19 protein-coding genes are annotated in these 21297 nt (G+C 47.2%); 3 read left to right on the forward strand and 16 right to left on the reverse strand.

Translation table 11 applies throughout. The features are described from left to right. Positions 1–80: 80 nt before the first annotated feature. The 11 genes from MRBLPE1_RS18965 to MRBLPE1_RS19015 all read right to left on the reverse strand — a co-directional run bounded on the left by MRBLPE1_RS18965 (position 81) and on the right by MRBLPE1_RS19015 (position 13460). The gene (locus MRBLPE1_RS18965; RefSeq protein WP_364148352.1) at positions 81–236 is read right to left on the reverse strand and encodes a hypothetical protein; all 156 of its coding nucleotides are present in this window, start codon (positions 234–236) and stop codon (positions 81–83) included. Positions 237–251: 15 nt separating this feature from the next. Next, positions 252–1322 (reverse strand): acyltransferase family protein, encoded by a 1071-nt coding sequence (locus MRBLPE1_RS18970; RefSeq protein ID WP_364148355.1) that lies wholly within the window; start codon positions 1320–1322, stop codon positions 252–254. Beyond that, positions 1270–2118 (reverse strand): D-alanyl-D-alanine carboxypeptidase family protein, encoded by an 849-nt coding sequence (locus MRBLPE1_RS18975; RefSeq protein WP_364148357.1) that lies wholly within the window; start codon positions 2116–2118, stop codon positions 1270–1272. The genes MRBLPE1_RS18970 and MRBLPE1_RS18975 overlap by 53 nt, the downstream gene beginning before the upstream one ends. Beyond that, the gene (gene alr, locus MRBLPE1_RS18980) at positions 2070–3251 is read right to left on the reverse strand and encodes an alanine racemase (RefSeq protein ID WP_364148359.1); all 1182 of its coding nucleotides are present in this window, start codon (positions 3249–3251) and stop codon (positions 2070–2072) included. The genes MRBLPE1_RS18975 and alr overlap by 49 nt, the downstream gene beginning before the upstream one ends. Positions 3252–3257: 6 nt before the next feature. Then, positions 3258–4334: a D-alanine--D-alanine ligase family protein gene (locus MRBLPE1_RS18985; protein WP_364148362.1), complete on the reverse strand. Its 1077-nt coding sequence runs from the start codon at positions 4332–4334 to the stop codon at positions 3258–3260. Between the two features lie 109 nt (positions 4335–4443). Next, entirely contained in the window at positions 4444–5661 is a 1218-nt protein-coding gene (locus MRBLPE1_RS18990; RefSeq protein ID WP_364148364.1) for a VWA domain-containing protein, read from the reverse strand. A gap of 1 nt (position 5662) precedes the next feature. After that, positions 5663–7990 carry a DUF5682 family protein gene (locus MRBLPE1_RS18995; protein WP_364148367.1) on the reverse strand — a complete coding sequence of 776 codons (2328 nt, stop codon included), beginning with the start codon at positions 7988–7990 and terminating at the stop codon, positions 5663–5665. Next, a complete protein-coding gene (locus MRBLPE1_RS19000) occupies positions 7987–9078 on the reverse strand; it encodes an AAA family ATPase (RefSeq protein WP_364148370.1) in 1092 nt (363 codons plus the stop codon). Before MRBLPE1_RS19000 ends, MRBLPE1_RS18995 begins: the two co-directional genes overlap by 4 nt. Further along, entirely contained in the window at positions 9054–10865 is a 1812-nt protein-coding gene (locus MRBLPE1_RS19005) for a HEAT repeat domain-containing protein (protein WP_364148372.1), read from the reverse strand. The genes MRBLPE1_RS19000 and MRBLPE1_RS19005 overlap by 25 nt, the downstream gene beginning before the upstream one ends. Before the next feature lie 21 nt (positions 10866–10886). Beyond that, complete coding sequence (locus tag MRBLPE1_RS19010) at positions 10887–12326, reverse strand: SWIM zinc finger family protein (RefSeq protein WP_364148374.1); 1440 nt, start codon at positions 12324–12326, stop codon at positions 10887–10889. A 129-nt stretch (positions 12327–12455) separates the two neighbouring features. Continuing rightward, positions 12456–13460: an aldo/keto reductase gene (locus MRBLPE1_RS19015; RefSeq protein WP_364148376.1), complete on the reverse strand. Its 1005-nt coding sequence runs from the start codon at positions 13458–13460 to the stop codon at positions 12456–12458. Between the two features lie 183 nt (positions 13461–13643). Between MRBLPE1_RS19015 and MRBLPE1_RS19020 the strand changes: the two genes are divergently transcribed. After that, positions 13644–14444 carry an AraC family transcriptional regulator gene (locus MRBLPE1_RS19020; protein WP_364148378.1) on the forward strand — a complete coding sequence of 267 codons (801 nt, stop codon included), beginning with the start codon at positions 13644–13646 and terminating at the stop codon, positions 14442–14444. Between the two features lie 162 nt (positions 14445–14606). On the opposite strand, the gene MRBLPE1_RS19025 is transcribed toward MRBLPE1_RS19020, so the two are convergent. Next, positions 14607–15035, reverse strand: coding sequence for a GNAT family N-acetyltransferase (locus MRBLPE1_RS19025; RefSeq protein ID WP_364148380.1), 429 nt, complete (start codon positions 15033–15035; stop codon positions 14607–14609). A 125-nt stretch (positions 15036–15160) separates the two neighbouring features. Beyond that, a complete protein-coding gene (locus MRBLPE1_RS19030; protein ID WP_364148383.1) occupies positions 15161–15745 on the reverse strand; it encodes a class I SAM-dependent methyltransferase in 585 nt (194 codons plus the stop codon). A gap of 218 nt (positions 15746–15963) precedes the next feature. Between MRBLPE1_RS19030 and MRBLPE1_RS19035 the strand changes: the two genes are divergently transcribed. Next, positions 15964–16803 (forward strand): sugar phosphate isomerase/epimerase family protein, encoded by an 840-nt coding sequence (locus MRBLPE1_RS19035; protein WP_364148384.1) that lies wholly within the window; start codon positions 15964–15966, stop codon positions 16801–16803. Positions 16804–16901: 98 nt separating this feature from the next. Beyond that, on the forward strand, positions 16902–17702 hold the full coding sequence (locus tag MRBLPE1_RS19040) for a hypothetical protein (protein ID WP_364148387.1): 801 nt from the start codon (positions 16902–16904) through the stop codon (positions 17700–17702). A gap of 175 nt (positions 17703–17877) precedes the next feature. Here MRBLPE1_RS19040 and MRBLPE1_RS19045 read toward each other — a convergent pair whose 3' ends face one another. The 3 genes from MRBLPE1_RS19045 to MRBLPE1_RS19055 form a co-directional block, all read right to left on the reverse strand. Continuing rightward, a complete protein-coding gene (locus tag MRBLPE1_RS19045) occupies positions 17878–18807 on the reverse strand; it encodes a tyrosine-type recombinase/integrase (protein ID WP_364148390.1) in 930 nt (309 codons plus the stop codon). Between the two features lie 165 nt (positions 18808–18972). After that, positions 18973–20187 carry a Ger(x)C family spore germination protein gene (locus MRBLPE1_RS19050; protein WP_364148393.1) on the reverse strand — a complete coding sequence of 405 codons (1215 nt, stop codon included), beginning with the start codon at positions 20185–20187 and terminating at the stop codon, positions 18973–18975. Continuing rightward, positions 20168–21286 (reverse strand): spore germination protein, encoded by a 1119-nt coding sequence (locus tag MRBLPE1_RS19055; protein ID WP_364148396.1) that lies wholly within the window; start codon positions 21284–21286, stop codon positions 20168–20170. Before MRBLPE1_RS19055 ends, MRBLPE1_RS19050 begins: the two co-directional genes overlap by 20 nt. Between the last annotated feature and the right edge of the window lie 11 nt (positions 21287–21297).

Consider the following 21297-nt stretch of genomic DNA (forward strand, 5'->3'; position numbering starts at 1 on the left):
GGGCAGGCTTGTAACGTTCTTTTAAATTGCTATAAATAAAAAAAGACAAAACATCCATTCGGATGTTTTGTCCTTCACCGTTACGAATCTTTTGATCGATTAGCCATATCGATGATCATTACGATAAGCATGAGCAGTTGAATGAGCAGATCGATACTCATTGCAATCCCTCCCTGCTGCAGGTAATGCTCCTTCGCTGCGGCCTCTCCTCCCGTTAAATCTAACTTAACGAACATCTCCCGCTATTATGTCTATGGTCGAAATTTGAATTTTATGACGGATAATCTGACGGCCGCGGCAGCCATTACGACAGACACCAGGCATACCGTGACAAAATGTATGACGCTGTTTGCGATGAACAACGCTTCAAGCTTCGCGGCTTCAGCTGCTCCGCGCACTAGCACGATCGCAATAGGATGCAAAATATAGATCCACAACCGCCACTCCCGAAATGCTTTACCGGAGCTCGCTTTCCAACTTAGTGCCCATTGGAATAAAAAATAGGCGGCGGGCAATGCAAATACATACATGCTGTCATGACGGGGAAATTCCGCTTCCTTTAACAGGATACCCTCGGCAAGCATAAGCACCAGACCTAAGAAAAACAAGCCGGCATTCCCTTTCGGCTTTATCGCTGGCGCAGGTCGCTTCGCTGCCCAGGCACCCAGCATGATATAAATAGGCGCATAAAATATACCATTGCGGGTATAATCAAAGACCAAAAACATCGATTCGTAAAGCTGATGAAGACCGGCTGCCCTCACCGTCAACCCGTAGTAGCTATCTCCGAGCAGTCCGATGCCGTAAAGGCAGACTCCGATCATGAGCAGCTTAGGAAGCGACATTTTCCGGTACAGGGTATAAGTCAAACTAAGACCGATGATCAGAGCAGGCAAATACCATAAATGATAAAAAGTGCCGTTAAAAATAAGATCTTTTAAGAGCGCAAGAGGCGAAAAGCTTTCCAAGAAGTATCCTTTGTACACATTCAGAGGAAGATACAGCAATATTGCAATTCCGTATAAGACCGTTATTTTCTTTATATAAGCTAGAAATGCCCGATGGTCCTTGGAAGGATCGCCAGATAGCTTTCGAAAGAAAAAGAAACCGGAGGACATAAAAAATAGAGGAACGGCTATCCGTGTCAGAACCCCGCTGAGCAGAAAATCCGCATAGGCATGGAAGGCATGCAGCGGGCCGGTATGGTTGGCTATGACCAATAACGCAGCTGCAAATTTCAGCCAATCCAGTCCGCTGTAATTTGGTTTATCAAGCACGGGCAGTATAACCTTTGCCGGTGAACGCGGAAATAATAAATCCATCCCTATTATTGCCCGATATCCGGTAATGCTCACAGCTTACGATCGGAACAGTCGTATAGGGTCCTTCTTCAGCCGGAACGTAATAAATCTCGACGCGAAGACTTTCATTTTCAAACCTGAAACGTTCTCCGGCGTTGGTGACGCTTTGCAAAAAATCGATGTACTCCTCGAGGCACCATTCGTTTTTCTCCATCAATACGGCATGCGGATATCCAACATAACGGAAATGCCAGGGCTCGCAGGCTATATTCGTTATCTGTTCCTTTCCCTCCTTATACCGTTGAATAAACCCAAATTGCGCGGCCAGCTGTTTAAAAGACCTATAAATTCCGCTGTCTGGAAAAGAAGGCGCGATAAAATCAACATCCTTGTCAGCCTTCCCAACGTCGATCGCGAGACCGGTTTGGTGTTCGCTTTGATCCGGCAGCGCAACGTAGCTAGCTGTATACTCCGGGCCGTTTTCAACCCATGAGCTTTCATAAATATGCGCCTGCTCCTCCTTTGTGCGATACCCGCTGACAGCGACAATATCTTCCATGCCTTGGCAAGCATCAAGAAGTGAAATAAGATGCTGCAAGCAGGATTTTTCCAATAGCATGCCATCCTGCAGCTCTTTTAAGCTTGGACTCACGCTAAGCGGCAGCAGTTTGTCGGAGGAAATCGCTTTCCGAATGGGATGATCGCGATTGACCAAAACAAGCTGTCCCTCGTAAATTTCGGTTCGTTTAACCTGGACGAACGTAGGCTCTACATTACGGCTTTCTTGTAAATCGACTGTGCGGTTCGTTTGCCCCATTTAGCGCCGGCCTCCTCTTTGCCTAAATCGTTCGTATAGTTCCTTACAACCCTCGCGGTAATGGAGGTTGAAACTTCTTGCGCAACGCTCCCGATATGCGCAGCAAGCTCAGCGAAGGTAATCTCTTCTGCTCCTTGGCACCCGATCAATGTCACTGCTGTTCCTATTTCACATGGTCCTGGCAGACGAACCATTAACTGATCCATGCAGATTTTGCCGATTACAAGGGCACGCTTCCCGCCTATAAGCAGCTCGGTATGCTGCATCCGTTGAGACCAGCCGTCCGCATAGCCAATTGGCACGGTTCCGATCCATTCATCCGCTTCCGCGCAATAACTATTGTCGTATCCCAGCCATTCTCCTTTGTTCAGCTTTTTCACATGAATGAGCCGGCTATGCAAGCTAAATGCGGGTTTCAGCTTTAAAGACGGTAATAGCTGCTGCGGATAAAAACCATACATGGCTGCACCGATTCTCACCATATCCATTGCCAGTGAAGGAAAGCGCAGCGCAGCCGTGCTGCCGGCGCAGTGATAGTGATTAACGGAGAGGCATGAGGCATAGCTCCAGTTCATCATTTCCGTAAACCGTTTCGTTTGCAGCTCTAAAAATGTCGTATCCGCATTGCCCGCTGTTGCAAAATGCGTATAAAATCCATCGATCACAATGTCGGCCGCCCTGATTAAAGGTACAAGCTCTTCCCACTCATCTTTCGTTTTCACACCAATTCTTCCTAGTCCCGTATCCATCTTAATATGCAATTTCAACCGTTTTGCAGGTGATAGCGGCTTATATTTTCTCATTTCCTTAAGCCATGCCGCACTCGCAACCGTTAGCATCAAATCATAGTCTAACGCCAGCTGCACATCCTCGGGATTTATTGGCGTCAGAATAAGTATAGGCAGCGTGATGTCATTTGCCCGGAGCCGGAGCGCTTCTTCTAAATGGGCAACGGCTAAATAATCGGCGCCGGCTATTTCAGCCATCCTTGCTGTCTCCAAGTCGCCGTGGCCATAGCCGTTTGCTTTGACAACCGCCATCAGCTTGGCGCTTCTTGGAAGAGATTGACGTATTTTCAGCAAATTCTCGCGTATATCGTTCAAATTAACTTCAGCCCATGTATTTAATGACATTTGGTTTCACCTCGTGTAGTGAATCGTTTGTTTTTCTGCATGGCGCGTGAAAGCATAATCAATGAGCTTCTCAACCAGTTCCGAATAAAGCGTACCATCCGTGCGCTCCCACATGACCGGATACATGCTGTAATTCGTAAAACCAGGCAGCGCATTAACTTCATTCACGTACAGTTGCCCTTCTTGATCGAGGAAACAATCCACGCGGGCAAGACCTGAGCAGCCATGGACTTGGTAAGCCTGTATGGCGATTTTCCGAATTCGTCCAGTCAGCTCTTCCGATAGCTGAGCCGGAATGGACATCGTAAGATGCTTGTCCATATACTTGGATTCGAAATCGAAAAAAAGATGATTATGAATGAACTCCCCTGGCAGCGACGCAAGCGGCTTCTCATTGCCCATGACCGCCACCTGTATTTCCCTGCCTAATACTTCGCTTTCCAGCACAAGCTTGCTGTCATATTTAAACGCTTCGGCAATTCCCGCGATCAGCTGCTGCTTGTCCGAACATCTGCTGATGCCAATGCTTGATCCCAGAGAGGCCGGCTTCACGTAACAAGGATACCCGAGCTTCTTTCCCGCCTCTTCCAAAATGAACGCACGGTCCTCCGCCCATTGATCGTAACGATAGGCGAGGTAGTCCGCTTGGTTGATTCCTGCTTGCGCGAGCAGCTGCTTGGATATGGCTTTGTCCAACGTCACCGCGGAAGAAAGCACGCCGTTGCCCACATATGGGATATTGAGCAGCTCCATCATGCCTTGTATCGTACCGTCCTCTCCGTTCGAGCCGTGCAGCAAAGGCAAGACGACCTTTCTTCCCGGCAATGCGAATTGACTGATGAGCGCCTGTCCAATCGATTCCGCAGCTTCCGCATGCCTAGGTACCGCGATCAAGTCGTTAAGCTCTAATTCGGAGCGGCTTAGCTTTCCTGGCGTTGACCAAATCCCTTCGCGGGTGATGTAAATCGGGAATAAATCATATTTGGATTCATCTATGGAAAGCATGACGGTATAAGCTGTTTTCAAAGAAACTTCATGCTCGACGGATTTGCCGCCGTAAAGGACATATAGCTTTGTTTTCACAAGAAAAAACCTCCTAAGATCGACTCGTTATCTCTACCTAAAGATAACCGTCAATCATTAAGAGGCATGTAATTAAAGTTTAATTAAGTCTTAAGTTTCCTTAAATTGTTTATATGCTTTTTTTGCCCGAATCGGTTATTGCTGCCGCAAGCGCCTGCAAATCCTGGCCCTGCAGCGCTCCCGCAATTAGCTCCGGCAGGCGGTCAGGCGTGCAGCCAAAGCAAGGAATTCCGAAGCCGGAAAGCTTCTTCGCAAGCTCGGCATCATACGAAGGCACACCTCCGTCTGACAAAGCCAGCAGGCAAATCACGCTTACCCCCGATTGACGCATGGCTTCCATCCGGCGAATCAGGGCAGACTGGTTGCCGCCTTCGTAGAGATCTGAAATTAAAATAAAAAGCGTCTTTTTCGGATCATGGATAAATGGCTCGCAATATTGAACCGACTTGTTGATATCCGTTCCGCCGCCGAGCTGAATGCCGAAAAGCATATCTACTGGATCGTTCGCGCATTGTTCGCTTAGATCAACGACTTCCGTGTCAAAAGCGACGACATGGGTATCGAGCGAGGGCAAGCTGGCAAAAATCGACCCGATTATCGAGGCATAGATTACGGAATCAGCCATTGACCCGCTTTGGTCAATATCAAGGATGACGGTCCATTCCTTACTGCGCCTTGCCCGTTCGAAAAAATAAAATTTCTCCGGTATGAGCAGCTGCCTCTCCCGGTCATAATGCTTTAAATTACGGCGTATCGTCGTCTTCCAATCCATCCCGGTTACGGATGGAAGCGGAGAATGTTTCCTGCGGTTCAGCGCGCCCGTCACGGCACGGCGAATATCATGCGCGAGTCTCGCCATGATCTCATCTACGACCTCGCGGACCAGCATTCTCGCCGTATCCTTCGTTTTCTCGGGAATACGCCCCTTTAACGCGATGAGTGTCGCAACCATACGAATATCAGGCTTCACCTGGCTGAGGGTTTCGGGCTCAAACAACAGCTGGGTTAAGCCCTTTCTTTCAATGGCATCCGCTTGGATGACGGAAACGATGTCGGAAGGAAAGAAGCTCCGGACATCGCCGAGCCATTTTGCCAACTTAGGTGAAGAGGCGCCTAAACCAGCGGAACGTGCAGCGTTTTTCCCTTGTATATCAGCGGATTCACTAGTCGTATCGTCATAAATAGCGGCCAGCGCTTCATCCATTAAGCTTTGCTCTTCATCAAGAAGTCCGCGTCCTCCTGCCATGTCGGACAGCCTATCGTTTGCAGCTTGGCCTAAAATAAGCCGCCAGCGCTTCAATTGTTCGAATTGTTCATTATCGCTCATCTTATAGGTCTCCAAAATCGAACTCGTTGAGCTCGTCCAATTTTTGTTGCTCTTCGCTGCTAAGCGGTCGCTGCAGGACATCGGCAGCTTCCGTTTCGCCAAATCCCCATAAGTCGCCCAGCATTTCGGCAATCGCGTTCTTCTCTCTTGGTTCAAAAGCAGCTAAGGCCCTTCTAAGAAAAACCAATGAACGCCTGAACTGCTCATCATCAAGCGAAGCGGTATACAGATTAAGCTGCTCCCATAGCTGCCTGCGAGAGATTAGCACATAGCGGTTTCTTAGCGACATGCCTTCAAACCAGCCTGCGCCGATATCTGCAGGGATCCCCGGCGATAATCTTCTGGATACCTCCCTGGCTAAACGGTCATGATCGATTAGATTTCGCTCTAGAAGCAGAGCAAAGGCGAGTCCGGAAAGCTTCGCGTTGCGGTCATCCCGGTAGGCGAGCATCTCCAGCTGAGTCACCCAACGCTCATCGTCTACCATATCGAAATGCTGTTGGGAAACCGCATGCATATCGATAATGGCCGATGCCATTGCCGCAGCCGCATCATCGCTGCATGCGGCAGAGTCAACCAGAAGCAGCGTTCCCCGCAAAAACAGCTGCTGCAGCAGCGGGATTAAAACCGCCGTATCCATTTTGCGGACATCGCCAAATTGCACTAATAATGACAGCTCCCGGAGCGTACCTGCAATTTGCGAATAATCGCCAGCGTCTACCGCAAGCCGCTGGAGCGTTTGCCGGGCATCTTCCATGGAAGCAGGAAGACCGCACTGCCATGCCGCCCGGACAAGTACCGCGGCATCTACGATATTCGCGCTTTGTGCCAAGGACTCTTTGATGTGAAACGAAGCGGCAATCTCAATCGTCTCCCCTTTCATGATGGATTCAACCGCTTCGATTTCCGCCTCCGGCGTCCAGCGCAGCACCCAGCTTTCCGCCCAGGTCGCGCTGTCCTGCCTGACCCCACGCTTCTTGGCAAAGCTAATTTGCAGCAGTTGAATTCTTTCAAGGAAAAAGGATCTTCTTAAATCGAGAAACGCAGCCTCCTCGGACTTCACTCTCCGGTTTTCACGGAGATCCAGCTCGAGCTCGGCCGCTACGGTCGTCTTATATTTTTCAAGCTTTAACGTCTTTAAATTCCGGTTCAAATCATCCTGTATCGGCGTTTGGCTGACGCCTTCCGGCAGAAAGCCGATGCGGGTTCCAACATCCGTTCTGACGATCGCATCCGCAACATTCGCCAGCTCTCCGTATCCAAGACAAGTGACGGCGGCATCATGAAGGTCTCGTAATACCGGCTGCCTTCCACCATGCAAGGAAGCTAACGACTCGGCGAGCCTAACCGCTTCAATAACGGAAGCAGCGGAACGGAACGTTCCGCTCTCGCGCATATGGCCGGCAATCGTAGCAAGATAGAGCGACGCCAGCTTAGCGGGATCCCCTTTCTTTGCGCACTGCCATGCCAGCTCAAAATACGAAGGTGCCATATTGCCTGCTCCGTAGCCAGAATGGTTAGACAGCTTATAGTACGAATAAGGCATCAAGGTCAGCTTGGTCGGATTGGACGGAAAGGAAGCCATTTCCTCCCCCGACAATCCCGGCCGTTCCGCTTCTAACGCAGAGGTATGATAGGCGCCTGTTACGACCACGATGCGGTTTGCCGGAATGCCCTCTGCAATCGCTTTGGAGATTTGGGACCTCATATAAGCCTCTCGGATTTCATTGTGCGCAGCCTCCAGCGGCGTATGCATTCGCTCCTCTGCCTCGGAAAGCCCGTGCATTTCGTTCGAGAAAGCATGCATGGCAAGGCGGTAACTTCTTTGGTCGTTTATTTGTTCAAAATGACGCTCCCAATAGGTTTCGTAATCGGGTTCTCCAGCCAGCAAAGCGACTTGCTCGTAACGTCCATTGCTTTGCTGACGGTACTCGCGCGCGCCTTCTGATTCCTCTTCCTTTTCCAATGCGGCTCTACGGCTTGCATATAGGCTAACGGAGACATCCGACGGCAGATCAATAAACCTTGCCTCCGCTCCATTCGCGGACGCCCATTGAAATGCCTGATATTCCGGCGAATATTCGGCTAGCGGGAAAACAACCGTACGGATAGGCAGCTGCTCCGTATAGGCCAAAATCGCGATGGGAGGCTTCACTCCGCTTGACGTGATCTGACTAATCAGCTCTGACGCATCCGATGGACCCTCGACAAGGACTAAAAGCGGCTTCGTCTCATTTAAATAACTGAGCAGCTGGAGCGCGCCGTTTGGCGAGAGATGGCGCACGCCGAATAGATGGACGCCGTGCCGTGCTGCGGCACCCGCGCTCACGAATTAAGCTCACGGCAAGCACGATATAGCCCTCTCCACTCGGCTCCCCGTTTCTTCATCACATTTTCCAAATATTCCTTCCATACCGCATCATCCTTGGCTTCATCCTTCACAACCGCGCCGAGCAAGCCCGCCGCAAGATCCTCTTCGGCTACCTGCCCATCGCCAAAACTGCTCGCCAGTGCCATGCTGTTGATCAACAAAGAAATCGCTTCGGCCGTCGAGATCGCTCCGCTTGGCTGCTTAAGCTTTTCCTTGCCATCCAGGGTCATGCCGCTGCGCAGCTCACGGAAAATCGTGACAACCTTGCGTACCGCCTCCTCTTCCGGAACCGCCTCGCCGAGCCGATAATTTGAAGCGATCTCGCTCACCCGCTTGCGTACGATGGATACTTCTGTTTCTAAATCGGAAGGCGCCGGAAGCACCACGATATTAAAACGCCGTTTTAATGCGGCCGACATATCATTTACGCCGCGATCCCTTGTATTCGCTGTCGCAATAATAGAGAACCCTCTTTCTGCCGGAATGTCCCTTCCCAGCTCAGGAACCGAAATCGTCTTCTCGGACAAAATGGATATGAGCGCATCCTGCACCTCCGATGCGCAGCGCGAAATCTCCTCAAAACGCGAGATGCCGCCTGTTTCCATTGCACGGTAAATCGGACTTTTCACCAACGCTTCCTCCGAAGGGCCATTTGCCAGCAGCATCGCGTAATTCCATGAATAGCGTACCTGCTCCTCGCTTGTGCCCGCGGTTCCTTGAATGACTTTGGAGGAATCGCCATGGATGGCTGCCGTTAGATTCTCCGAGAGCCATGATTTTGCCGTTCCCGGTTCTCCGATTAGAAGCAGTGCACGATCGGTTAGCAAGGTAGCGATCGCGATTTCCACCAAACGAGTATGGCCGATATATTTTGGCGTAATTTCGACCTCTCCAGCACGTCCGCCTGTAATAAAGGTAAGCACGGCCCGCGGTGACAGCTGCCAGCCGGCAGGTTTTTCACCTTGATCATGGGCTTTCAACGCTTCCAGCTCATGCGCGTACAGCAGCTCTGCCGGCTGTCTTAAGATAGTTTGTTTTTTATCCATGCTAAAAATCCCGCTCCCTCTGCATCCGTTTCGATTGCTGCCGGCTTGGCGGCAACATGATCGGCCAACTGTTTTAATTGATTGCGTGAATATTCATAAGTGATTTTATCGGCGATTTGATACAGCTTCTCCGCGGAATGGCTTGGCAGCATCGCAATTAAGAGCTGAATCTCCCGATCCAAATAATAATAGGAATGCTGCGTTGCCTGCTCCAAAGCGGGAAGGAACAAGTCAGCCGTTTCCCTGTGTCCAACCCTAAATAACGCATGAAAAAGATGAACGGTCCGCGGTTTCATCAGCTGAGGCGCAACCTTGGACTTTTCGACCAGATAAGCCACGATCTTCTTATCCGGCTCTCTAACCAAACGGCAAACCAGCTCTTCTTCGTTCAGCTCCACGAATCGATCGACCCATCTTGCATCCCACGCGAAATCCGATTGCTCCTCCTGTTCCGAGATCATATGAGCAAAGGAATTAGGCGTACAAACATAAAAGGCTTGAAGCAGCTCACGCGCATTTTTGCTTTTTTTCTGCGTAAGATAGCTTTCGTATTGATCGTACAGCTCAGCAGGGTCTAGCAAACGGAGAGCAGCTTTTAACGAATAGCCTATGAGAGTAGGCCGGTTATCCCGCAGCTCATGCAGATACGTCAAAGCAAGCTGATCCTTGGAATTCAACAAAATTTGAGCCGCTTCGTTCAAAAGCGATTCGTATTCTTTGAAATCCAGCTTTTCATTAGAGAGAACAAGCATTAAAAATGATCTTACTGCGCTCTCATTAGCTTTGGTTTGAAAACATGAAATCACGCCTCCCAGCGTTTCTTTTAAAACGGCGTTTTGTTCGCCCGACTCGATTTTACCGACTAGTGATGAACCAAATTGAAGGAGCTGCTCGGTGAGCCGTGGTGCTGTACATACTTGTATTGGTGCAATGGCAAGCTCTGTATCCTTTTTTGCCAGGGCATCAATCAAGCGCCCGACGACGCGGTCAGAATGCAGCCTTGAAAGCGCGGTTAACGCAGCGCCTCGGATCTCTTTCTTTTTGTCATGCGACAATTCCAGCAATTCGTCTTCAAAAGCAGGCAAACCTGCCATTAAAGAAATCGCAGCAATTCGAACCGGCTGCGCGCCTTCCTTCGAAGCAGCAGTAAAAAGCGGCCAAAGCGATTCGGTATCCGAGGTCAACTGGTATATACAAACTAGCAGTCTGGCGTCGCCGCTGTTTCCCTGGATTTGAAATTGCTCATGCAAAATAGGAAGTACCGCTGCACCCATCTGCGGGATCACTTTCTCCGCGATATACTCCGCAATTTCCGCATAGCTGTCCCTCAGTCCGTTTACTGCCGGAATAAACGTTCGAAAATCGGCAAATAAGCCATCTTCTGCACCTTGTTTGATGGTCTCAAGGCGGCCGGGCCCGCGCTGGGTCAACGCATCAAGCAATGGCTTCAGCTTTCTATAAGGGACTACCGTGGTCACGTTAATGGAATGGGCCGGGTTCCCGAGCGGAAGCAGTTCGCCTTCCGCTTCCGCCGAGCTTTGGGTGTGCAAGACCGCGTGAAGCAGGACCGCTAAATCCAAGAGCTTCCCTGACGCATGCTCCGGCTTGGCCGCCGTAACACCGTTAACTTCTTCGGCAACCCGTTTGAAAATAGGTGCTTTCTCCCCTAGCTGCTGCAGCTGCGGCAGCATCCGCTTCAGCTTTAAATCATCCGCCGCAATGCCCGCTCCCGCGATGACTAAACGGCGTACGTCTTGATGCAATTCTCTAAGTAATGGAATGCTCATCCTATGCTCCTTCGTCGCGCATTAATAAAATAATCGGATCATTTCATTCTCGGTTATCAGAGTCAGCGGCTGGGCAACAAGCTTGCCTTCAGATAATTGATCCTCGAACATGACCAATACCGCCGTATTTTTCATTTGCTCTTGATTCAAATGCGGCAGCAGCTGCAGCGTAGGATATCCAAGTCTCGCTATGTTGGCAAGCGGCATCCTTTCTCCCGTTTCATTAACCAAGACGCAGCCCTTTTCCGTTTTGGCCACTTCTGCAGCATGGAGCAGCAGAACTGGATTTTTATCGGCTAACGGGTTTTTTAAATGATTTTTTACGGCTTTCAATGCTGCGCCGTAGGAGTGCTCGGCAAACGATCGGATTTTTTTCCGGTCGTCTGCGCTGCACTCCCGCATGGTCATCTCTTCCCATCTCACTCTTTTGTTCAGCTCACCCGGATAGGTAAACAGTTCCTTCGTTTGAACGGCCATATAGACGGAATCGTCCTCTTTCATATGCTTTGCTGCTCTGAATGGCCGATAGTTCCGCGTAATGACGATTTCGCCGTCTTCCAGCTGAAGCCAATGCCCCTCATCTACATACTCCCCGCGCGCTTCATCCGAATAGGAGCGGAAGTTTAGCTGCATAAGCTCCATATTCTTGCGAATAAGCTCCTGCTCGCGAAGCTCTGAAAGCTGCCAAGCGTGTCCGATCTTTTCTTCTAGAACACTCGTGATATCCATCGGCAGTTCAGGATCTACCATGCGCGCAGTAATGTAGTCACGGCTTCTTTTAAGCAAGGCATGCAGGGCAGAAAGCATCTCGAATGCTTCCGAATAAACCGCTTCATGGTTATCGCTTGCATTTATTAAAATAAATACTTCGCGAAAAGCAGCTTGCAAACCCGGCACAAAATGATTGCCAAGCTGCTTCGCTTGGTCTTCATACATACGAATTGAACGTTTATCCAAAGACGCCAAACCAGATTGGACAATTTGCTGGACCAGCTTATGAGCAAGCTCAATGCCCTCTAACTGCGAGGCGAGTTTTTTAGCCAATGCATTTTTATTAACCCTGCGCTTGGCCTCCGTACCTGGCGGAGCTGCGGCTGTTTCTTTTTTCTTTTCCTCGCGTTTGTCTGCTTTCTCCCGTTTATCCGCAATATCGGCAGGAATATCGGCAATTTCAAAGGGTTTTCCGCCCGCATAGGCGTACAGGAGTCCTAATATATGTTTGCAAGGAAACTGCCGGCTTGGACAAGAACAACGAAATACAGGCTGCTCCGTTTTTACAAAGTCTGCCGAACAGCTGTAAGGCTCTTTGCCGCTTCCTTTGCATTCACCGAAAAGCAGCGTTCCATCTTCCGTTCGCGCTAGCTTCTGAAAGCTGTTTTTACGAACGAGATCATTTCCGTTTTTGATCGCACCCGCGTTTAGCGCGAATGAATCAATGTAAGCTACACTTAGTTCGGTCATAGTTTCCCTCATTCATTTCATTGTTTTTTCATCCAATATTTCCACAGAATACATTGCATTTCCTGCTTTTGGTTTAATTTTGCCGGCGAAGACAAAGAAAAACCCAGGCAGGTTCGCCTGGGTTTGTTTTTACCATGGAAGATTTCCAATATTATGAATAATTGAATCGATCTCTGAAATTTCTTCAACGGTTAACGGTGCGCTCTCGAGTGCCTTTACATTTTCTTCGATTTGGCTGACGCGGCTGACGCCGATAAGCGCTGACGTGACCCCGCCTTCGCGAAGCACCCATGATAATGCCAATTGCGAAAGGGTTTGTCCTCTCTTGGCGGCAAAAGCCTCCAAGCTGCGGAATTTCCGTACGCGTTCAATGGCAATGGCTTCCGGCTTCATTGTGCCGCTCGGCGCCTTGGATTCCGCTTCGATTTTATCGACGTATTTATTCGTTAGCTGACCTCTTCCGAGCGGGCAATAAGCAATTGACCCAATGCCTTGCTCAACAAGCACATCCTGCAGCCCATCTTCAATCCAACGATTGAGCATCGAATAGTTCGGCTGATGAATCAGACATGGCGTACCAAGCTCTTTCAGAATTTTTACCGCCGCGCTGGTTTGCTCCGCACTGTAATTTGATAATCCAACATATAACGCTTTGCCTTGCCGGACGGCATGGTCAAGCGCTCCCATCGTTTCCTCTAACGGCGTTTCCGGGTCAGGGCGGTGAGAATAAAATATATCGACATAATCCAGGCCCATTCTCGTTAGGCTGCGGTCAAGGCTGGACAGCAGGTTTTTACGCGAGCCCCATTCGCCGTAGGGTCCTTCCCACATGTAATAACCTGCTTTGGTGGAGATAAGCAGCTCGTCCCGATAAGGAACAAGGTCCTTCTTGTATACCGCACCGAACGTTTCTTCGGCAGATCCTGCAGGCGGTCCATAATTATTTGCAAGGTCAAAATGGTTAATACCCAGATCAAATGCTTTTAAAATCATGGCTCTTGAATTTTCCAGAGGCTGGTTGCCGCCAAAGTTTTGCCAAAGCCCTAGTGAAATGGCCGGCAGCTTAACGCCGCTTTTTCCTGCGCGTTTGTACAACATATCGGAATAACGTGATGGTTCTGCTGTGTATGGCATGTAATGGTAGTCCCCTTATCCTATTAGTGTGATTTCCTTGAACTAAATATGCTATAATGTTTTCTTCCGCATCTGATTACTTTCAAATTATATTGATTTATACTGGAATAAGGAATGTCCACAAGCAAGATTTATATGTCATAATGTAAGGTGTATAAGATTCATTGGCAGGAGCTGAACAGCATGTGCGAGCGTTATGATCTCATTTATTATTATCATGGAAAGCAATACTGCCCACCGGGCTACAATTGGGGGCCAGGGGTAAAAGACCATTATAAAATTCTATTTATTCATGAAGGCAAAGGTAGCTATCAAATAAACGGTCATACGTATGAGCTAAATAAAGGGCAAGGCTTCATGGTTTTTCCGAATATCATATGCCATATGAAAGCTGACGAGCAGGAACCTTGGGTTTATTCTTGGATAGCTTTCCAAGGCAGCAGCGTTGAGGATTTGCTTGAACAAGTGGGGCTCAGCAAAGAATCGCCATATTTCACCTATGCGCCGGCAAATTGGTTCGACCCTTGGCTGGATCAGCTGTCTGAAGCAGAAGCTCTCGAGAAAAACAGCGGGTTAATCGTACACAGTCTGTTGTACCGGCTTTTCTCCGAGTGGATCGAGATGCTGACCGGACCTAATCAATTGGGGTATATGCCAAAAGCAAAGGATGAATACGTGCGCAAAGCCGTCGAATTTATCAAAATGAATTACTACACCAAAATAAGCATTGCCGAGCTCGCTTATCGGATCGGAATTGACCGTATTTATTTCTCTTCTTTGTTTAAAGAGGTCGAGAAGCTATCCCCTCAGATGTATTTATTGCATTACCGTATGGATAAAGCGTGCGACTTAATGAATAATCAGCAGCTGTCGGTCTCTGATATTTCCCATTCCGTTGGTTATTCAGACCCTCTTCTCTTCTCGAAAATGTTTAAGAAAGTGAAAGGTGTATCGCCTTCTCAGTTTCGCAAAAAATTGATCTGATCCATCGTTAAGAACCTGTTGGTTGCGCACACCAACAGGTTCCTTTGCAAATTATTTTGTTGAATCTTTGGTGGTTACATAAAAACAAAAAAGGAGTGACAAATTGTCGCCAATTTGCACTCCATTTTTAAATCCATAGCCAAATGAAGCTTCGAAAAATAATTAATGGGATAAATCTTTAACCATCTTAACATGCGGGATGTTTTCTTCCATAAATACGGTAGATGCGACTTCATATCCTTGTTTTTCGTAAAAAGCTGCTGCCTGCACTTGTCCGTGCAGCTTGGCTTTCTTCATGCCTTTCTCGCGCGCAATGGCTTCAAGCTCGTCCATGATCGCTTTGCCTAACCGGTGCATCCGATGCGAGGATAACACACAAATCCGCTCCAGCTTCGCGTATTCATCCACAACACGCACTCTTCCCGTACCTACGGGCTCGTTCTCGTAGTAAACGAGGACATGATCGGCGATATCTTCAAATTCATCCAGCTCTACTTCCTCCGCTACACCCTGCTCCTTCACGAAGACTGCTTTCCGAATACGGAATGCATCATCTAATTGCTCATCGGTCGTAATACGTTTCGTTTCCATTGTTCTCTTTCCTTCCCTGACAAACTCGCTTTTTTCAGCTTTTCAACAGCCTATATTACTTATTATAATGCTTATCGCCTATTTAGCAAAAACCTTTCGGCCCATTCAGCACCAAATCATCCTTGTTAGGATTCCGGACGATGTTTTTTTCTGCAGACGTAAACAAAGGCAGGAGGAATATTAATCGGAACAAATTTGATTTCATCAATATCAAAATAGAAGCTCAACTGCTTCTTCATTTGCAGCGAATATTGAAAAGCAATAAACAAACCGTCATCCCGTAAAGAAGACACGATCTGTTCCAACAAAGCCGTCCTGTATGCTTGCGGGAAATTGAAAAAAGGAAGTCCGCTTATGATGCAATCCAGATGTTCGATTCCTTCTCGGGTTAAAGCTTCATGAAGTCCCATCGTGTTCTGGAGGATAATAAAATCAGGATATGCCTCTTTCAAGGCTTTAAACATATAAGGATCCTTTTCAAATAACAATATTTTAGTTTCGTTTCGAGCAGCCTTCTTAATGTATTTGGTTATCGCTCCCGTGCCCGCGCCAAGTTCAGCCAAATGATTCACGGCATGCCATGGGACGCCTCCAACCATTTTTCGCGCTAAATAATTCGAGCTTGGCGTCACGCTACCTATCTGCCCCGGTTTATAAAAAAACTTTAAAAGAAAAAATATTTTCTCGGATATCGATTTTTTAATTTCCATCTGCTGTGAACCTCCCTTATTGAAAGCTCATCCTGTTGGAATAAGTGAAGTAAAGGGAATGGTGAACGAATTTGAGCGAATTTCCGCTTGAACCAATGCTCTCCCGAGCAAAAACACTATCCTGAGGAACTATATGCCAAATGCGAACGTTTTTTTCGGTTTATTACATGCTATGCTATTGTTAGGTTTAACCATTATATTAAAAGGCGGGATCATTCGTGTCATACCTATCTATTAGCACATGGAGCTTGCATCGCCATTTGGGACCTCTCCGCTTGACGTATTGGGATACGGAAACCAAAAACCATCAGATTAGGGTACAGGAGCAGCCGCAGCAGTTAACCTTGCTCGAGCTTCCGGCTGAAGCAGCCGCCAGAGGCTATCAAGCGCTTGAGGTTTGCCATTTTCATTTTCCATCGACGGATCCGGCCTATTTAGAACAGCTAAAACAGTCCTTTTTCGAGGCAAATGTCAAATTCGATACACTGCTGCTAGACTATGGCGATATCACTTCATTGGATGAAAGCAAACGTAAAGCCGACTTCGCTTTTATTAAAAAATGGATCGATATTGCATCGCTTTGCGGAGCAAAACAAATTCGCGTGATTGCAGGAGAAGCTTCGCCCACGGATGAAGCAGCCATCCAAATTTCTGCCGACTCCTTAGCAGAGCTGGCATCGTACGGTGCTTCCAAGGCCGTGCATGTCATTACGGAAAATTTCAAATCACTCACTTCTACTGCTGACAGCAGCCTCAAACTGCTTGCGAAGGCTGGAAAGCCCGTCGGTTTTATTACGGATTTCGGCAACTATCACGGAGACGGAAAAATCGAGGAAATCGGAGCAACTGCTCCCCTTAGCGTTTCGGTCCATGTAAAACCCACTTACGATGAAGCAGGCATTCCGGATAAAGCTGAGCTGCTTGCTTATCTTCAGAAGGTTGGAGAAACGGGCTTTGACCGTGCCTATGTCCTTATTTATGACGGCCCCGGCGATATGTGGGAAGGCCTTAAGCGAGTAAAAGCGATTGTAGAGCCGTTTTTATTGACAGTACGATAGCTTCCTCCTATACTAAAAATGAATGTACAGAAAATGATAATCGTTATCATTAATGCATATACTCTATCGTTCATTATTTTAGTTAAGAGGAGACGCGGATGCCAAATCAAATGGATTTTACGCTTGTTGAAACTTATTTCCACATTTCACCTGGCGGTGCTGCTCATCCCGTTTATGAGATACCCGCCGTTGATTTTCTAATTCGTGAAATTTCACATGCCACTTTGATCCAAGCGGGCAATATGGTTCAAGCGACCGGCATGGAATTAGCGGCATCATTTGTCGGCATGTCCTTTTTCAACCTTTGCATTACGAATCTCATTTTTGCAGCCCAATACAACCGATATTTAGATTTATCGCTCCAAAATTTAACCTTTCAGCTGGAACAGCATAATGATCATGCTCATCTTGGCTTCAAAATTAATGAATTGCGCTGGACAGAGGTACCCCATAACGACGGGGATCGTAAAGCTTTTCTCGAACATGCCTTTGGTACTTATTTCAAAAACGAAATCAATGCTATCGTCGAAGCCGTTGCTGTAAGTGCCGATGTGAAATCGGCCATGATCTGGAATCAAGTAGGCGGCCAAATCCATTTTGTACGTGATTATGTGCATCAAAATATTCAAGACCCCGCTCTTCTAGCCAATTTCCAACGGGATTTTGATGTTTTAGCGGGACTGCCTGCTGAAGTATTTAACCGTAAACGCAATCCATTCATTCATAAACCGCGTTATATTGATAATCCATGGACTCCCGAGGGCGGAAAGCTTATGCTGAATTCCTCCTGCTGCATGTATGAATGCCGCATAGACGGTCAAAAATGCTATACCTGTCCGCGCATGCTGCCTGAAGAGCGCGAAGAAAGACGCAAGCTTGTTGCCGCTGGTTCTTATTAGCAAAAAAGCAGTTGAAAGATACGTTTGGTATCTCTCAACTGCTTTTTTATTTCGTGCGGATTATTCACTTTATGTTCCATGAGAGCTTCATAAGGTTTCACTTTTGGATAAGCAATAGGAATTTTATGTAAACCAATGCTCATTTTCATGTTTTGTTTACATAATTATAATTACGTTAACTACTTTGAAATTTCAAAGGAATTTTACTGGAAATATTGTTCATGGCACTCCGAAGCTGCTTATTATCGATGTGCGTGTAAATTTGCGTCGTTTCTATGCTGGCATGCCCAAGGAGCTCTTGCAGCGTTCGGATATCGGTTCCGCTGCGAATTTGCATAGTAGCAAACGAATGGCGCAGCTTATGGCTTGATAACCGTTTATCCGCCAGCGCTGGCATCTGCTCCTTCAACTGCTTGATCGTATCATCCGCAATGGTCTGAATCATTCGAATGGATAATCTTCGTCCGAATTGGGAAACAAAAAACGGCTGCTCCTTGCCCTGCCTTGATTCCTTGCGATCTGCCAATGCCTCATTCAGCATATGCTGCAAGGCATCCGGCAGCGGGATAACACGCCATTTGCGTCCCTTCCCTAAAATATGGATAGATCCGTCCTGCTGTAAATCCTGTACATTCATCCGATGGACCTCCCCTACCCGCAGGCCGGCATATGCCATCAGCAGCACGATTGAAACATTCCGGATATAATATTTGCCCTTCATCGTATGGAGCAGCGCTTCCAGCTCATTCTCCTCCAAATAGACAGGAATTCGGTTTTTCTCCTGCTTCGACTTCGCAATGAGCGCTGCAGGGTTGCTCTCCAAATGCTCCATTTCGATCATCGCTTTAAAAAAAGAACGGAGCGAAGAAAGCTTCCGGTTCCGTGCCTCATCCCCGGCTCCCTTCTCACGGCATAGGGCCATGTATCTCATAATATCCATTTTTGTAATTTTCTTCGATTCAGTCGGATGCACAGTCAGGAGAAAATAACTGACATCGCTCATATAAGCTTGATGCGTCGACTTTGTCATACCTTTATTTTTCATCCATATGGAAAAGAGGTCCATTTCCAAGCCGTAGCTATCCTTCACTTCATGATATCCCATTCCTATTATAAATCCTCCATATGTATCCATATTATAGACTCTATTTGGCTGGTCACTATTCTAGTATGATAGCCTAAAAATCGATATAAAAGCAAACTGCGTGAAATATGTATTTCACGCAGTTTTTTTGGCGAAAAAATGAGCTGTTCCGCTTTATATAATAGGCTAGTGTCCTTGCTTTGTGCCCGTTTCTGTAATCTTTACCTTCACATCATAAGTAATGTGAACACGGCTAAATTCTTCATCCCAGTCCTCTTTTACTTTTTTCCATACCTTGGGATGCTTGATACTCAATCTTGTGCCAAAACCGACAACATCCGTTTTATATTCCTTCTGGATTTTGTTAAGCCCCAGCTTGATGAGGCGATTAATTTCCTTCTCCACGGTTTGCTCTGCCTTGCTTAAAAATTTTGCATCTACGGGTTCATTCGTGACCAGCCATTCTTCAATTATCCGTCCTTCGGTTTCGATATTCACGTGAAAACTGATTTTACTCCCCTCGATATGAGGGACGATTTTACTTTTCATTGTTTTTAGCTCGTACGTGATCAACTCTTTCGTTTTTTGATCATAGCTTTTTACGGCGCCGCCTTTCCCATCGCCTCTTAACCAGGTTACGCCTATCAATTCTTCTTCGTTTAATCTGCCTCTAAATTTCTGCGACTTGCCTTTGACTACGGCTGCTCCCGAAAATTCCACTTCACCGTCAACCGCAATAACGTTTTGCAATAAGTAACTGGATTTTGAATTCATTTTTCCTTCAAGTTTAATGAGAGACATGGGCGGCAAAATTTTATACGTGCGATACCGGTTGTCACTCATGCCAAAAAGCCGAAAGGCTGGAATAATGGATCTCCCTTTTGCTTCCAGGACCTCTCTTGCAATCCCGCTGCTCATGACGACTAAGCAATTGAGCCGAATATCATTGTCCCTAAGCATGAAGCTGAGAAGATTATTCATATCATAGCGGCGGGATAATGATTCATTGATGATGATCACCTTCAGATGATGACCGATAATCGGACGCTCCAAGCGGGAGGAAAATTCCCTGATCATCTCAAAAAGCGAATCACCTGTTTCCGATACGTTGAGATAAGGTTTGGCCGAGGTATCGCTTTTGGCATCTCCGCTCCTCGCTTCTGATTGCTTGTCTACGATTTGCAACGTATAGGTGACGTTGTCTTTTTTTCGGTAATTTGTACGTCGTTTGTCCAGCTTTTCCTCAAGCTTTGTTTCATTTGCCATATCCAGGCCCATGCCGACAATGATACTCAGATCTTCAATTTCATCCTTGCTCCAGCAGCCCGTTTGAAAAATCAGCGCAAGAAGGCTAAAAACGATAACTATACAGCGAAATTTGCTAAAGCTTCGGTATCCCATCATCCTTCGCTCCTTTATTGCGTTTCTTCCATTTGGTCAGCATTAACAGCAGGATCGGAATCGGAATAAACAAATACAATGCCGAACTTCCAAGAAAATCACCATAAGCAAAAAGCACGCTTAAATCTTTTGGGAGCGTAGAAATAAAAAATACGATCGGGAGCAGCGCGTACAGGCATTTCATAATACTAACCTTAATAATCTGCGACATCCCTAGAGCCGCTGCATAATACGTAATCGTGAAGGTGGAATAAATTTGCATGATCCAGATGACAAGCAGGAACGACTCGAATCTCTCAAAGATCAAGCCGGGAAATTCAAAGCTTCGAACGAGATCAAGCGTTGGCCATGTCCTTGTTAATACACCGTCTGCCGATAACCCGCCTACAACGACAATGACGGTAAGCATGTAGATGAACATAGGTATGGCTGTGCCAATTACAACGGCTTTGACGGATTTATTAGGATTGCTCATGAAGGCTGTAATGACCAAAATAATCTCAACGCCTGTGAACGAAAGTGCCGTTGATCGAATACCTTTAAAAACAGGAAAAATTCCTTGACCCAAAAATGGCCGCAAATGATCCCATTCAAAAATTCTAAGAGACATAAACATTACCAATAAATAAATCACGATCGTGACAGGTAAAATGAGCTCAAACAATCGCGCGATCGGGTTAATCCCGCCAGTCATTAAATAGAGACTAACCCACATAAAGACCATGACGATAGCCCAAGCCGGTGTTCCCTCGAGCAAAAACAATTGTGTAACTTCCGAGAGCGCGCGCACCTGATACGAAGCAGTCATGAAAAAATATACGATAAAGGAAAATCCAATAAGCCCTCCTATCCATTTACCCAGCAGCTGCTGATTATATTGAAAGATCGTAAGGCCTGCATGCATTTTGGATAATATGGCCATGAGAATGCCCGCTCCAATGGCAACCAAACCGCCTAATAGTACGGATAACCATACATCCGGCGTTCCCACCATATCAACGGAAGCTCTCGGCAAGGTTAGGATCCCCGATCCAAGTATAAAATTGGTTACGATAACGGCGGTTTGGACGGTAGTAATCCGATCCTGCGCTTTTTTCATAGGCCCCTCCC

Origin of the sequence: Paenibacillus sp. LPE1-1-1.1, from assembly GCF_040676435.1 — a bacterium.
Lineage (GTDB): Bacteria > Bacillota > Bacilli > Paenibacillales > Paenibacillaceae > Pristimantibacillus.